General features: G+C 45.1%; 12 protein-coding genes and 2 tRNA genes. 7 read left to right on the forward strand and 7 right to left on the reverse strand.

What is annotated here, in order from left to right:
- Positions 1-173 precede the first annotated feature (173 nt).
- From AC2TDN_RS08645 to AC2TDN_RS08660, 4 genes are all read right to left on the reverse strand, one after another.
- A complete protein-coding gene (locus AC2TDN_RS08645) occupies positions 174-1,517 on the reverse strand; it encodes a response regulator transcription factor (RefSeq protein WP_484687663.1) in 1,344 nt (447 codons plus the stop codon).
- Positions 1,502-1,906: a sensor histidine kinase gene (locus AC2TDN_RS08650; protein WP_484687664.1), complete on the reverse strand. Its 405-nt coding sequence runs from the start codon at positions 1,904-1,906 to the stop codon at positions 1,502-1,504. Before AC2TDN_RS08650 ends, AC2TDN_RS08645 begins: the two co-directional genes overlap by 16 nt.
- 130 nt (positions 1,907-2,036) lie before the next feature.
- Positions 2,037-2,342: a hypothetical protein gene (locus AC2TDN_RS08655; RefSeq protein ID WP_484687665.1), complete on the reverse strand. Its 306-nt coding sequence runs from the start codon at positions 2,340-2,342 to the stop codon at positions 2,037-2,039.
- Positions 2,339-3,283: a substrate-binding domain-containing protein gene (locus tag AC2TDN_RS08660; protein WP_484687666.1), complete on the reverse strand. Its 945-nt coding sequence runs from the start codon at positions 3,281-3,283 to the stop codon at positions 2,339-2,341. The genes AC2TDN_RS08655 and AC2TDN_RS08660 overlap by 4 nt, the downstream gene beginning before the upstream one ends.
- 174 nt (positions 3,284-3,457) lie before the next feature.
- Between AC2TDN_RS08660 and AC2TDN_RS08665 the strand changes: the two genes are divergently transcribed.
- From AC2TDN_RS08665 to AC2TDN_RS08675, 3 genes are all read left to right on the forward strand, one after another.
- On the forward strand, positions 3,458-4,012 hold the full coding sequence (locus AC2TDN_RS08665) for a YfiT family bacillithiol transferase (RefSeq protein WP_484687741.1): 555 nt from the start codon (positions 3,458-3,460) through the stop codon (positions 4,010-4,012).
- 536 nt (positions 4,013-4,548) lie between these two features.
- Positions 4,549-4,995 carry a GNAT family N-acetyltransferase gene (locus tag AC2TDN_RS08670; protein WP_484687667.1) on the forward strand — a complete coding sequence of 149 codons (447 nt, stop codon included), beginning with the start codon at positions 4,549-4,551 and terminating at the stop codon, positions 4,993-4,995.
- Positions 4,996-5,397: 402 nt separating this feature from the next.
- Positions 5,398-6,771 (forward strand): M48 family metallopeptidase, encoded by a 1,374-nt coding sequence (locus AC2TDN_RS08675; protein ID WP_484687742.1) that lies wholly within the window; start codon positions 5,398-5,400, stop codon positions 6,769-6,771.
- A gap of 66 nt (positions 6,772-6,837) precedes the next feature.
- Here AC2TDN_RS08675 and AC2TDN_RS08680 read toward each other — a convergent pair.
- Positions 6,838-6,914: transfer RNA gene (locus tag AC2TDN_RS08680), tRNA-Pro, on the reverse strand.
- 11 nt (positions 6,915-6,925) lie between these two features.
- Positions 6,926-7,001 (reverse strand) — tRNA-Thr (locus AC2TDN_RS08685).
- Positions 7,002-7,094: 93 nt separating this feature from the next.
- Between AC2TDN_RS08685 and AC2TDN_RS08690 the strand changes: the two genes are divergently transcribed.
- Complete coding sequence (locus AC2TDN_RS08690) at positions 7,095-8,237, forward strand: glycerate kinase (protein ID WP_484687668.1); 1,143 nt, start codon at positions 7,095-7,097, stop codon at positions 8,235-8,237.
- 236 nt (positions 8,238-8,473) lie between these two features.
- Here the strand turns inward: AC2TDN_RS08690 and AC2TDN_RS08695 are convergent, their stop codons facing one another.
- Positions 8,474-9,793, reverse strand: coding sequence for a hemolysin family protein (locus AC2TDN_RS08695; RefSeq protein ID WP_484687669.1), 1,320 nt, complete (start codon positions 9,791-9,793; stop codon positions 8,474-8,476).
- A gap of 255 nt (positions 9,794-10,048) precedes the next feature.
- Here AC2TDN_RS08695 and AC2TDN_RS08700 point away from each other — a divergent pair, with 255 nt between their 5' ends.
- The 3 genes from AC2TDN_RS08700 to AC2TDN_RS08710 all read left to right on the forward strand — a co-directional run bounded on the left by AC2TDN_RS08700 (position 10,049) and on the right by AC2TDN_RS08710 (position 13,947).
- Complete coding sequence (locus AC2TDN_RS08700) at positions 10,049-10,819, forward strand: DUF1836 domain-containing protein (RefSeq protein WP_484687670.1); 771 nt, start codon at positions 10,049-10,051, stop codon at positions 10,817-10,819.
- Between the two features lie 306 nt (positions 10,820-11,125).
- The gene (locus AC2TDN_RS08705; RefSeq protein ID WP_484687671.1) at positions 11,126-12,907 is read left to right on the forward strand and encodes an HSP90 family protein; all 1,782 of its coding nucleotides are present in this window, start codon (positions 11,126-11,128) and stop codon (positions 12,905-12,907) included.
- The gene (locus AC2TDN_RS08710; protein WP_484687672.1) at positions 12,904-13,947 is read left to right on the forward strand and encodes a hypothetical protein; all 1,044 of its coding nucleotides are present in this window, start codon (positions 12,904-12,906) and stop codon (positions 13,945-13,947) included. The genes AC2TDN_RS08705 and AC2TDN_RS08710 overlap by 4 nt, the downstream gene beginning before the upstream one ends.
- Positions 13,948-14,085 lie beyond the last annotated feature (138 nt).

The raw sequence follows: 14,085 nt of genomic DNA on the forward strand, positions 1-14,085 counted from the left end.
TATCATGCAAAATGCGAGTCTCCGCGTGCAAACACCTTCACAAATCAGTGTTGTTGCTGTATTAATTTTGGACTATTGATGTAAGGTGCCCCTATTTAGGGAAACTAGCATTTTATTGTCCTGCCAAACACAAAAAAGTCCATGTCGAAGCGACATGGAGCTTGCAGGCGTGCTTATTTTGTTTGACCGCGATAATCGGAGGGTGTCACGCCGGTCACTTTTTTGAAAACACGGCTGAAGTAATTGGGATCATTGTAGCCAACCTCGAAGCAAACCTCCTTTAGGCTCAGCTCTCCCGATGCCATTAGCGCTTTCGCTTTATCGATGCGAAGGGCTGTGACATAGTCGATAAACGTTGTGCCAACCTGTTGTTTGAAAATTTTGCTGAAATAGTGGGGATTCAGATGTACAAAGTCCGCCGCTTCTTCAAGCGACAGGTCTTCTGAGAATCTCCCTTGAATGTAGGCTTTGGCACGGTCTAGCACCGTTTGGGTTTGCTGCTCGCGCTGTTCGCGAATACGCTGCATTGCTGAGAGAACGTATGCGTCCGGAAGGGTTTCCGCACTAGCTGGCAGGCTCGCGTGATCGGATGAGGATTGCCCGAATCCATGCTTTAATTCGTCGAAGTGGCATACGTTGCCGAATTGCTCAAAGTAATTGGAGGCAAATACCGCTTCAAAATAAGATTTGCGCAGCCCTTCCGCGCCAGCATGAGCTTGTCCGATACCGATCGAGATATCAACCTCAAGCTGCCTTGCTGCTATCGCGCATAACTCTTCTCCGAATGCCGTAGTCGTCTCCTTCCATTCCGCGGCCGTCAGCGAGCTGGCTTTGTTTATGAAGATCGCCATATGGCGTTCGATTAAAGAGCTGACCATGCTGGTCGCCGCATTGGTTTTGGCAAATCCCCTGATCGTATCGTAAATTTTATGCTTATTGTCTATTATTATTTTCTCGGGAAAGGCGATTACGACAGCACAGCCTTGCGTTAGGGGGAAGCTAAGCCATTCGGACAATTGCTCAATATCGGTGTATGTAATTTGATCGAGCATAAACATCATCGCCAGCTCATTTTCTGCTAAGGGTAGCAATTGAGACAGCTTTTGCCTGAGCTCCAGCTCGTCTGAACGCTTCTTTTTTTCTAGTTCCAGCTCCTGAATGATCTGCTGAAGCGTTTGGACGACCTGCTCCCGCTTGGCTGGCTTGATCAGGTACTCCTTCACACCAAGAGAAAGCGCCTCTTTGGCATAAGCAAAATAATCATAAGCCGTCACCATGACAAATTTCGCATCCGGCAATTTATTTTTGATTTCGCGTATAGCCTCTAGCCCTTGAATGCCTGGCATATTGATATCCATCAATACGATATGCGGCCGATGCTCCTCTGCCCGCTCTATCGCGATACGTCCGTTTTCGGCATGGAGGATCTGAAACGTATTTGGCAGCATTCGCTCAATAATCCATTCCAAGCCTTCACGCTCAAGCGCCTCATCATCGGCGATCAACAGTCGGTACATAAATGTTTTTCACCTCCATTTTCCATTACGGTTGGTATCCGAATCGTAACCGTGGTTCCGTTGCCCAGCTCGCTTTGTATCTCGATTAGCTCATTGACGCCGTAAAACAATTGCAGCCGCTTAAACACATTTTTTGTGCCGAGTCCTGTTGAATGCTTGTGATTAGATTCAGATTCAAGCCGCAGCAACGATTGGCGAACCTCCTCGGTCATCCCGCTGCCATTATCTGATATGGATATGCGCATGTCATCCGATTCCCGCACTATTTCAACCCGAATGATCGCGCCGTTCTCCATATGCTCAATGCCGTGCATAAAAGCATTTTCTACGATAGGCTGGAGCGTTAACGCAGGAATGGACTGCTGCAGCGCAGACGGCTCGATTTCCATCTCAAGCTGAATGCGGTCGCGAAAGCGGGCCTGCTGTATGATGAAATAGCTATTGCGCTTTCAGCCGACACTGCCGCGAAGGCAGCTTGCTGCTGCTCCAAAAAAGTATCCAGCAAATTCATATAGCTCGTTATAGAAGTTGAGTGGATGGAGGTTGTTGACTCCGCTTGAAGCTGAGCGCGAAGCTCACTAGTTTATTTGAATGTTTCGTGTACAGTTCATGATTATGCTCGTTTGGATTTAGTAAATAGCTGTGAAGCGCTCCTAAGCCGTTCTCGGCGATCTGTGAAGTCTCGTTGTACAAGAGGAGGCGATCCATCATTTGATTATAGCCTTGCTCCACTATTTTTCCGCTTTGAAACAAAAAGAAGGTGATAAGATTGACGAGCAGAACGAGCAATGGGATGAAAATCAGCAGCTTCGTACGAATGGTCATGGGCTCGTTTCTCCAATTATATCATTTGAGGCTTGCCCTTCCTGAACCGTAATCTTCGTAAAATGCTGCTCGGGAAGCGGCTCGCCATGCACATAATCATTTAGAAGCGAAATGGCATCATAGCCCATGTTATAGGGCTGCTGAACGATGGATGCTTTGATTTTTCCGCTGGCGATCCGCTCCAAAGTTTCTTCCAAGGCGTCAAACGCAAAAATTTGCAAGCCGCTATGCCCGACTGCAACATCAAGCTGTGGATATTGGAGCAGCAGCTCTTCGGCTTCTCCGGCAGCCTGAAGACGAGAAATATTGGATGAACGAACATCAACAAGTGACAGCTCTGGTGACTGGGCGATAACCGAGCGGAAGCCTTCAAGTCTCAGCTGCTGATTAGGCGCTTGCTCATTACCGATCAGAACGGCAACCTGCCCCTTATGTCCGGCAGCTTTGGCTACGAGATTGCCCATTATTTTTCCGGCTTCGAGGTTGTTGGTGTCTACATAGGAAAGCCTTTGGCTGCCCGGTTCATCCGTATCTATTGTAATGACGGGAATATGCTTGCTTACAGCCTGATTAATGAGGTCCACGAATTGCGGATCGTTTATCCCTTGCACGAGCAATGCATCCGCTTTGGCTGCGATCGCTTTCTCCAGCAGTTTGATTTGCTCATTCGGATTAATGCGGAGCGGTCCTGTATACGTAAGCTTCATGCCGTATTTAGACGAAGCTTCCCTTGCTCCTTGTTCGATCGATCGCCAATAAGGATTGTTGAGCTCTTGCGATAGGAGTACAACATGGTAAGGCACTTTGTCGCTGGCTTCGCCAGAGAGAATAGGCTGCAGCAGCTCCCGTATTCGCAGCGTCGAGAACAAAAAGCTAAGCAGAAGGCTGGAAAATACTATAAATAATAGGGCGATTCCCATATTCCATTTTCGGTTGGACATAATACAGCTCCTTATAGCGTCCATTTCTATTGGATTATTATACAAGAACCATCCTACAATCAAAAGTCGGAGCGGAGGAGGAGAATGTTTTAGGTATACAGCAACCAAGTGAATTATTATAATTTAGTTAAAATTAGTTAAAAGGCAAAAAAATCATAGGAGAGAGGCGACATGATGGAGTTGTGGTCTTACCCGCTAGGCAAATTTATTAGGGAGGAGCATCCAACCTCAGAGCAGCGGAATCGTTGGATTTCTGACATTGCCCACTTTCCAACAATGCTTCGATTGACTGTACAGCATTTAAATAAAGAGCAATTACTTACTCCCTACCGGCCTGGCGGATGGAACGTCCAGCAGGTCGTGCATCATCTGGCCGATAACGATATGAACGCTTATATACGTTTCAAAAGAGCTTTAACAGAGGAAGGTCCGCACGCAGGTACATATCAAGAAAAATTATGGGCTGAACTAAACGACTATGAAGTAACACCGATCGATACGTCATTGATGCTGATTGAAGCACTTCACCAACGATTTGTTATCCTACTTCGATCGCTGTCATCGGATCAAATTCAACGCACTTTTGTAAGTCCGACACATGGCAAAATGACGCTAGATGTCGCAATACAGATTTTCGCATGGCATGGACATCACCATGTAGCCCAAATCGCTTCATTAATTGAACGAATGGGATGGGTTAACGGGTATCAAGTTTTTAAAAGCGAATAATGCAGTCATCGAAAATACTTAACATCCGCGTCCCGATTGGCAGCGTGCAGAATGGTTGAGTTTAAACGGAACTTGGTCTTTCTGGTTTGATCACGAAAATGCTGGACTTCAAGCGGAATGGCAAAAGTCGAACGGGCAGTCTTTTCAGTCACAAATTACAGTACCTTTCTCATGGTCAAGTCCATTGTCGGGCATTGGAAGCAATGATAAAGGGATTGCCTGGTATTATAGGGAGATTGAATGGGCGCCTCCAACTATAAATTCAAAAATATTTCTTAACAAAGCTAAATGCAAGTCGCTGCTTTAAGCTTCAACTCTCTGCAGAGCATGGCGGATTGGCGCTATACGGACGCAATGCAGGGCGGTATCCGATCGACATTATCGTTCATCTTAAAGGTTAATTCAAATTCATCATCAACAGAAAGAGGCAGCTTCGACCAGTTGCTTCTTTCTGTTATGCTTAGGCATTTCTTTTCACACCAATATGATACAATATATGTAAGTTTTTATCTTTAAGCAGAAGGAAGGTTAATGGCGTGAATACTCGTTCTATTCAGGAATCCGATTATTATGAAGTGATTCCAGTAATAAATGATTGGTGGGGCGGTCGTCAGATGACACAGCTACTGCCGCGCTTATTTTTTGAGCATTTTCAGAATACTAGCTTTGTAATTGAAGATGGCGGGAATATTGTTGCTTTCTTAATAGGTTTTATATCTCAAACACATAGCAATGAATCATACATCCATTTCATAGGTGTTCATCCAAGCTACAGAAACAGAGGCATTGCACGAGAACTATATGAACAATTCTTTAATAAAGTCCGTGGTTGCGGCTGTGATACTGTCCGCTGTATCACATCTCCAATAAACGAAGGCTCGATTAACTTCCATACACAGTTGGGATTTTCCGCCTCGGTTGCAGTCGACCATGATGGTCCAAGGCAAAATCGAATATTATTTGTAAAAAAGATTTCCCTTTAGTTGCATCCATGGCGCCAAGTAGGAATTGACCCACAAAAGTCGCTAATTTGTTAACGGTTTGCATGAAAATAACTTTGAATTATGATATAAATGAAGGGGAGAAATTGAAGGGGGGTACATATAGATGGGAGTTCCTGTTGGCGTTTGGATTTTTTCAGGCATTATCGTCGTGTTGCTCACTTGGCTGACGTTGTGGATCACAAAAAAGGCCTATTCCAAAAAATGGGATGAATCAGATACATAGTATCCTCAGTTAATGAGCAATCGTTTGAATAAACTGTACATGAGGCTCCTTGACCAAAGACAAGGAGTTTTTTGTATGTGGTTTTTTTTAATTTAATAATATTGGAAAAACGTGTATAATGTGGACAATGTTAATGTTGAAGGAGATGCTGTTCATTGATGCCCTATGAGCTTGCTCAGTCGCTCGTACATAAGAAAGAGAATCGCTATTATGTATTCGCGCTTATTTTTAGTATTATGGTATATCTGGCACTATTTCTTTCCATTATTTTTATTGCCATCATTCCTATTCTTATTCTTCTGCCGCTCTTCGCTCAGGCGATCATGCTGGCATCCATTCGCACGAATGGCGTACGAATTACGCCGAGGCAATTTCCAGAGGTATTCGAAATCGCGCAGGAGCAATGTGCTAGAATGGGCTTTGCAACCGTTCCGGACATATACATTATGGAATCAAGCGGCGTATTAAATGCATTCGCCTCGCGCTTCTTTGGCCGGAATATGGTTGTCCTTTATTCTGACTTATGCGAGATCCTTCAGACTGGGGTCGAGAAGGAGCTTGCGTTTATCATTTCACATGAGCTGGCTCACATCAAACGCAATCATTTAACGAAGCAGCTGCTGATCATCCCTGCATTATGGTTTCCGTTTATTGGCGAAGCGTATTCCCGTGCTTGTGAATATACATGCGATCGCATGGCAGCCTATTTTACCAATGATGCAGAAGCCGCGATGAATGGGCTCACGATTCTTGCAATTGGCAAAACGCTTTACAAGAAAGTCGATCGTGAACAATATTTGATGCAAAGCAGTCATGAAAAAGGTTTTTTTGTTTGGCTGGCTGAGAAGCTTTCAACGCATCCGCCCTTACCAAAGCGAATACACGCGATTCAACAGTTTGCCGGCATTTCGACTGAAATTGTTTTTAAGTCTACACGTTTAGGTGCAATAATCGCTCTAATCGCAGTACTTGTTTTGGCAGGATCGATTGCAGTCGGGGTCACTTTCTCAAAATCCATTGATACCTTTATAAGCTCGCTTGATGATACACCTTCGGAAGAAGAGCTGCTTGGAGCAGCCTCAGAGTCAGATCTGAAGCGTGTTCAATCTTTGCTTGATGCTGGTGTTAATCCAAATGCAGCAGACGAAGAGGGCTGGACAGCGCTCATGTGGGCCTCTCAATTTAATGAAACGGCGATAGGCGCAGCATTAATAGATGCGGGGGCAGATCTGGATTTGGTGGAGACGAGCTATGAAGAAACAGCGCTGACCGTTGCCTTGTACAATAGCAGCCTTGAGATGGTTGCGCTGCTGCTTGAAGAAGGTGCAAACCCTGATTTGCAGGATAGTGAAGGCTATACACCATTAATGACAGCTGCATCTAACGGTGATATAGAGGCTGCGAAGCTATTGCTGGAAGCCGGGGCAAATCCGTTGAAGGTTGATGAAATGGGATATACGGCAGAGGATTATGCGCTAGAAAATGGTTTTGAGGAAGTAGCTTTGCTGCTTCAACAAGGCAATGAAATATAAAAAAAGAAGCTTGATTGCTCAAGCTTCTTCATTCTATGTATATCGTTTCATTATGGATATGCTTGATGGTCGGGACGACACGATTTGAACATGCGACCCCCTGGTCCCAAACCAGGTGCTCTACCAAGCTGAGCTACGTCCCGCTAAAATAAGATGGTGCCGTCGAGAGGACTTGAACCCCCAACCTACTGATTACAAGTCAGTTGCTCTACCAGTTGAGCTACAACGGCACGTCGATTTCGTTAAACACAAGATGTATTATTGCATATAACTCGTACTAATTGCAACTGTTTTTTTAATTTTTTTTGAAGAGGATGATTGCGATGAAGGTTGTACTTGCTCCCGACTCCTTCAAAGGCTCAAGAAGCGCGGTTCAAATCGCAAATCGGATGGAAGAAGGCATCCGAAAAGTGTATCCAGAAGCAGTTATCGTAAAGCTTCCGATGGCAGACGGCGGCGAAGGCACTATGGAAATTATCGTGCAGGCTACCGGAGGCAATTTCGTAACCATACCTGTCCATAACCCTTTAGGCCGGATCATTCAAGCCAGATATGGCATTACTGGAGATAGACATACAGCAGTCATTGAGCTTGCGGAAGCGTCGGGTCTCGCATTGCTGCAAGGCGATGAGAAGAACCCGCTTATTGCTTCGACCTATGGCACTGGCGAGCTGATTCGGCATGCTCTTCGAGCAGGCTATCGCCAATTTATCGTTTGCCTTGGAGGCAGTGCGACCAATGACGGCGGCGCCGGTATGCTGCAAGCGCTTGGCATGAGACTTGTTGATGAGAGCGGCGCCGAGCTGCAGCAAGGCGGAGTCCATTTATCGAAGCTTGCGTATATGGATGATTCCAAATTGGAGAGCGGTACTCGGGAAAGCAAGTTTATAATTGCAAGCGATGTACGTAACCCCCTATGCGGCGAAAATGGCGCTTCAGCCGTTTACGGACCGCAGAAGGGTGCTGACCCAGAGGCGGTAAACCAGCTCGACCAAGCACTATTCCATTATGCTGATATGATTTGCAAACAAACGGGAGCTGACGTATCAAGCGTGCCTGGCAGCGGTGCGGCCGGTGGAACAGGTGCGGCCTTGTTGGCTTTTTTTGATGCTTCAATGCAAGCTGGCGCGCGTCTTGTCATGGATACCATCAAATTTGACGAACAGATACGTGATGCCGATTGGATTATTACGGGCGAGGGCAGATTAGATGGGCAGACCGGATCAGGCAAAGTGATTGAGGCTGTATGTGAGGCGGCAGCTGAACAGCAGATCCCAGTCATTGCGGTGTGCGGGGCGGTGGAAGCAAATGCGGCATACACGGCTAAGCTTGGTCTGCGCGCGTGCTTCTCACTTGTGCCTGGACCATGCACCGTCGAACAGGCCGTAGCCCGAACGGATGAGTGGATGAGCGAGAGGATGATCCATATTTTCAGCTTATTAGGAACAAATACACGGAATGGATAAAGATTTGATCTATTGCTGCCTAGTTGATTAAATGATGAGCAAGCGAAAGAGACGCTGCAACATGTTATGCTCTCCGAAAATCATCGTTGTAGACTAATCAGCCGTGAGAAAAAGCCTCCAACCACACCTTGAAGGCGAGTTGGAGGCTTAGCTTTCTTATGACCTGCACGACAACGGGGAACAAAAGAATCCAAGATAAGGCTTGGGACAGCCTCTTTATTATGTCGATTGTTGGATTAAGCCGTCTCGCCTTCGACTGCCGCTTCGTTTTGGTGAATTAGCATTTCGACCTTGCGAATACGGTTTTTGCTTGTTTCGCGAATGATGAATTTATAATTTTCGAAGAAATGCTCCTTGCCCGGCTTCGGATCGGCAACCTGGCTGTACAACCAGCCGCCAACCGTATCAACATCCTCTTCCTCGAAGTTCATGCCGGTTAGATCGCTAAGCTCGCTAAGAGATACTTTACCGTCCAGCAGGTAGCAATTATCTGCAAGCTGCTCGATTTCCTTACGCTCGTCGGCATCGAATTCATCTCGAATTTCACCTACGATTTCTTCCAAAATATCTTCGATCGTAATCAGGCCCGAAGTACCGCCGTATTCATCAACAAGTATGGCGATATGAACGCGCTCCAGCTGCATCCGTTTCAGCAGCATTTTAACTGGCGTAACCTCGGACACGCTAAGGACGGGGTGTACGAGCTTCTTGAAATCTAAATCGCGGTCGGTTTCATATTCAAGGAAAAGCTGCTTCGTATTGATCATACCCACGATGTTGTCCTTGCTCTCAAGCGCAACCGGGAAACGCGTATATTGCTCCTTGCGAATAATTTCCATGTTATCTGCTAACGATTTGTTTGTGTACAAGCAAATCATATCGGTGCGCGGCACCATAATTTCTTTGGCCAGCAATTCATCAAAGGCAAAGATGCGGCTTACATATCCATACTCTGTATTATTAATCTTTCCGCTTTGGTAGCTTTCGTTAAGAATGATTTGAATTTCTTCTTCCGAATGAGCTTCTTCATGCTCCGTGGCAGGCTTCAAACCGAACAGGCGAACCAGTCCGTTAGCCGAGCCGTTAAGCAGCCAAATGAAAGGATATAAGATTTTGTGGAATAAAATAATCGGTTTAGCTGTTAAAAAGCTAATAAACTCGGCTTTTTGAATGGCCCATGTTTTTGGCGCAAGCTCGCCGACTACGACGTGCAGGAACGTTACCGAAATAAATGCAATTAAAAAGGATAGAATATGACTGAGGTCATCATTTAAAGCAAAACGTTCAAATAAGGGTAAAAGCATTTTTTCAACTGTTGGTTCTCCCAGCCAGCCAAGCCCAAGTGCTGTGATGGTAATACCTAATTGGCAGGCTGACAAGTAGGCATCCAGATTACTCGTAACCCGTTGAACGGCAAGCGCGTTCTTCCGGCCCTCAAGCACTAACTGATCGATCCGACTGGAGCGAAGTCTAATGATGGCGAACTCCGTTGCGACGAAAAAAGCAGTTAATAAAATAAGAAGAGCAATCATGAATAAATTGAATCCTATACCCATTTTCGTTTCTCACTACCCTTTTATTTTTATATTTTTTTTATTCTTATGATCTACTATAACGAATGATTACAGGTTATGACAAACGCCATATGCAACGGTAACAGCCTTATAAACGCTTTAAGAGCGATTTAACGACGTGGAAAAGCTTATTCTCATTGATTTTCGAGTCTTTACAAGTGTCATTCTCCGGCATATGATGAGTTCATATGAACTTGAAATTCAGAACGTATGACGAAAGCGCGAGGAGGAAGGGATATGGAATCCTTTACGCTTACTCGAAAAGAGATGGCTTGCCTGCTGCTTGCTTTAGATGGAAAGTATAATTTAAAGCCTCTTCAGGTGCTGCAAGCCGCATGGACGAAGACGCATCAATATGATTTGGAAAAGGGAACAGGGCTGCCTGCATTTCTATCCACGCTGCTGCCGCCGATTATAGAGAAGCTAATCAAAGGCAATGAGCTCAAAGGCTTTTCGCTTCACGAAATTGCTGCTCTCGGCCAGCTGATCGAATATTCAAATCTGTCGATTACCTCCATGCAAAACTGGGTAAAGCGAGATTTTAAACCTTATTTTGATTGTCCGAAGGCGGGCAAAAAATATTCTCTAAACCAAGCTGCGTTATTGTTTATCATCGATGATTTAAAGTCAAATCTCGATTTTGAATCGATTCGCAAGCTGTTTGAGATCGTATTTAAGAAGCCGGAGGATGAGTCCGATGATTTAGTTGGACCTATTGAATTATATGCATCCTATACGAGTATGTTTGAGGAACTGGACGCAAATAACGATCATTTGCTCGATATTTCCGGCCATTTGAAGGAACATCCCCATCAGGATTCATTGACGGAGCATGTTATTCGTTCATCAGCGAATCAATTTGCAAGCAGATTGCCTAATTTAACGGACAACCAGCGGGAAGCGATTCGGAATATTTTGCTTGTCGCCGTCATTTCGATACAAACGTCCTATTTCCATTCCTTATCTAGGCGGTATTGCAATGCTACTCTATTTCTTAATCCGGAGTAAACTAGTTCAAAAGCTGTCCGCCTCCTGTGGCTGGATAGCTTTTTTTGTTTTTTTCTTAGAGAAGCAGCTCATCGAAATGGACAAGAAATATCTGCCGAAAGCGAAGGAGAAAGCATGTGTGTTTATTGTGTAATTAAGGAATTATTGTTCCATCTAACCGTTCAGCCTTGTGCTGGGCGTTTTTAATATCATTTCTAGCACTTGGATAAATCGCCAATTTGTGATGTAAAAGAGGGATAACCTAGTGAAATGCCGAATTGAATGGTGGAATTAAACAAATAAAATAAAACCTCTATGGGGGATACGATGAGCAATTTGAATTTTCAAGTTAATTTACAAGGCATGATTGAACTTCTTTCCAAACATTTATATTCGAATCCCGGCGTATTCGTAAGGGAATTGATGCAAAATGGCGTTGACGCCATAACGGCGCGCAATCGGCTCGGCCATCGTTTTGATGCCCGCGTTACGATAGAGCTATATGCTTCTCGCACGATTGCGGTCCATGATAATGGAATTGGTTTAACTGAATCGGAAATCCATCGTTTTTTAGCACAAATCGGAAGCACCTCGAAGCGTGAGGAACTGGATGCAGCGGATGATTATATCGGGCAGTTTGGCGTAGGATTGCTTTCCTGCTTCGTTGTCAGCGGAGAGATTGTTGTCATAACCCGCTCTGCGCTTGAAGGGGATACTCTGGAGTGGAGAGGGCGGCCAGACGGGACCTACTCCATTCGCAAGCTTGAGAAGGATGCGCCGATCGGAACTACTGTGTTTTTAACGAGTAAGGAAGGTTATGAGGATTACTACGAATGGGATCGATTATCGGAGTTGATGACACATTATGGTGAGTTTCTGCCTGTTCCGATAGAATTATCCGAGCAGAACGCCAACATAACGATTAATAAAGATACCCCTCCTTGGTTGATGAATAAACAAGAAGCGCTTGAATTTGGCGAGTATGAAATGAATCAGAACTTTGTGGATGCTATCCCGATAAAATCGGTCATTGGCGAGCTTGAGGGCGTTGCCTATATTCTGCCTTATGCCGTTAGCCTGCAAGCGGAGAAGAAGAATAAAGTATATGCGAAGCGAATGCTGCTCTCGGACCAAATCAATAGTTTGCTGCCGGATTGGGCTTTTTTTGTTACCTGCATAATCAATACCAATGGGTTAAGGCCAACGGCGTCCCGTGAAGCTTTTATGGAAAATGAGCTATTTTATTCGGTAAAGGATGAGCTAGGTGAATGCATTAAGCGATATTTGATCGAGCTATCTGAGACTAATTCGGACGTGTTCGAAAAAATGGTTCGGATCCACTATAACTCACTTAAAGCGATGGCTGTCGAGGACGAGGAGCTTTACCGACTGTTTATTGGATCCTTATCCTTCGAGACCTCGTTTGGCATGATGAAGATGAGAGATATTTTGGCGCAAACCCGACAGATCATCGTCTCCTCAACACTTGATGAGTTCAGGCAAGTCGCGCGGGTAGCTAAAGCGCAAGAGGTGATGGTTATTAATGGCGGCTATGTGCATGATTTTGAACTGGTGCGCAAGCTTTCCGAGCTTGATGAGAACATCGAGGCAACTGTGCTCGACCCGATCAATTTCTCTAATTATTTTCAAGATGTTTCTGCCGGTGAGCTGGAAGTCGTTCGCTCGTTTTTGGAGCTGTCGGACCGATTGTTGGCCCCGTATCAATGCAGAAGCGTAGTAAAACGCTTCGAGCCTGCTGACTTAGCGGCACTGTACAACACGAATGATGAAGTGAATTTTTTGCGCATGGCTGAGCAGACGAAGGAAGCGGCGAATGACTTGTTTGCAGATATCATTGATGTCGTCATTCATGAAATGTATGAGCTTCCAATGGCCAGACTTTGTTATAACTTCAACAACCCGCTTATTTATAAGGCGATGATAAGTCAAAATGAAGATATGCAGAAGTTATGCATTGAGATCGTGTATACGCAAGCCTTGCTCCTTGGCAATTATCCACTAGGTCCGGAGGGGCTGAAGCTTATGAACCAGTCGTTCATACAGGTGCTTGAGATTGGACTGAGTCAGGCAGGTGAGAGCAAGACATGAAGCAGCGATATGATCAATTGCGAAGTGACGCTTGGAGTTTGCCTGAAGGGAAGCAGAAGCTTGCGGTGCTGGAGGAAGCCATTCGAATTGCTGATCTGTATATGTCCAAAGAGGATGCGTATCATTCCCGCATGTCCTATTCATCGGCTGCGCTTGATTCCGGCTTTCAAGAAAGATTTCTCGTGTCGTTTGCATGGTGCCTGACGCAATTTGAGAAGGAGCCTTCCACGTATTACAGCTTCTCAATCATTTGGCATTATAAATGGTTTGTTAATCAGATATGGCGTTTTCCGCAATTTGGTGCAGCCCAAATCCAAGCCATTATTGATGATTTCAAGGCAAAATGCCTACAATACGGTCACAGCTTGCGTCCCTATTTTCAAACCCTTCATCGATATGCGCTATCCCGTGGCGATATGGAAGCAGCTCAACTGAATTATGACCTATGGCGTAAAACGGCAAGGGATGGCATGTCAGATTGCAGCGCTTGTGAACAGAACAGCTCTGGTTATTATCACTTCACAGCTGGCAGATATCGACGCGGGTTGCAAGCGATGAGACCCATAATGGATGGCCGAATGACTTGCAAATCAATTCCGCAAAATACGTACAGCCATCTTCTGCTCCCATTGCTTGAGACCGGGCAAGCAGAAGAGGCTGTGAAGATAGCGAAAAAAGGTGCGCGATTGCTGAAGGGACCAGGCTATTTAGAAGAATATGGCAACTTTCTCGCTTACTATACGGCAACGGATATCCATAAAGCGGCAAAGTGGTTCGAGCAAACAATCGCTTATGCAGTGGAAACTAAAGTAGGATGGGATCGTTTCTTATATATGAGCTCAACGCAAGCTTTTCTAATGAAATGGCATGAACAAAAACGTCGCAGAAAGCTGAACGTGGGCAGCAAGATTACTTATGAAATGATCGAGCAAGATGCCAAATCATTAGCGCAAGCTTTTGACCGGAGAAACGAAAATAATTATTGCACGGAGCTGTTAAAACAGAGAATGAAACAAGTCCAAAAGTTGAGCAACAGTTGACCCATCGGTTGACGGAAAGCAAATGGAAGTGGTTCAATTGAACTAACGATTTTAAGTCATCAGAGAGGCAGTGGCTCATTTGTTCTCCAATATGATTAACGATCTGTGGGATTATGATAATGGCACCGATTCTGCTGC

Source organism: Paenibacillus sp. Y660, assembly GCF_057221575.1.

Excerpts from the sequence above, each read along its gene's own strand:
- AC2TDN_RS08705 (WP_484687671.1), top strand. The coding sequence starts at position 11,126 with ATGAGCAATTTGAATTTTCAAGTTAATTTACAAGGCATGATTGAACTT.
- AC2TDN_RS08650 (WP_484687664.1), bottom strand. The coding sequence starts at position 1,906 with ATGGAAATCGAGCCGTCTGCGCTGCAGCAGTCCATTCCTGCGTTAACG.
- AC2TDN_RS08655 (WP_484687665.1), bottom strand. The coding sequence starts at position 2,342 with ATGACCATTCGTACGAAGCTGCTGATTTTCATCCCATTGCTCGTTCTG.
- AC2TDN_RS08710 (WP_484687672.1), top strand. The coding sequence starts at position 12,904 with ATGAAGCAGCGATATGATCAATTGCGAAGTGACGCTTGGAGTTTGCCT.
- AC2TDN_RS08665 (WP_484687741.1), top strand. The coding sequence starts at position 3,458 with ATGGAGTTGTGGTCTTACCCGCTAGGCAAATTTATTAGGGAGGAGCAT.
- AC2TDN_RS08700 (WP_484687670.1), top strand. The coding sequence starts at position 10,049 with ATGGAATCCTTTACGCTTACTCGAAAAGAGATGGCTTGCCTGCTGCTT.
- AC2TDN_RS08675 (WP_484687742.1), top strand. The coding sequence starts at position 5,398 with ATGCCCTATGAGCTTGCTCAGTCGCTCGTACATAAGAAAGAGAATCGC.
- AC2TDN_RS08660 (WP_484687666.1), bottom strand. The coding sequence starts at position 3,283 with ATGTCCAACCGAAAATGGAATATGGGAATCGCCCTATTATTTATAGTA.
- AC2TDN_RS08645 (WP_484687663.1), bottom strand. The coding sequence starts at position 1,517 with ATGTACCGACTGTTGATCGCCGATGATGAGGCGCTTGAGCGTGAAGGC.
- AC2TDN_RS08695 (WP_484687669.1), bottom strand. The coding sequence starts at position 9,793 with ATGGGTATAGGATTCAATTTATTCATGATTGCTCTTCTTATTTTATTA.
- AC2TDN_RS08690 (WP_484687668.1), top strand. The coding sequence starts at position 7,095 with ATGAAGGTTGTACTTGCTCCCGACTCCTTCAAAGGCTCAAGAAGCGCG.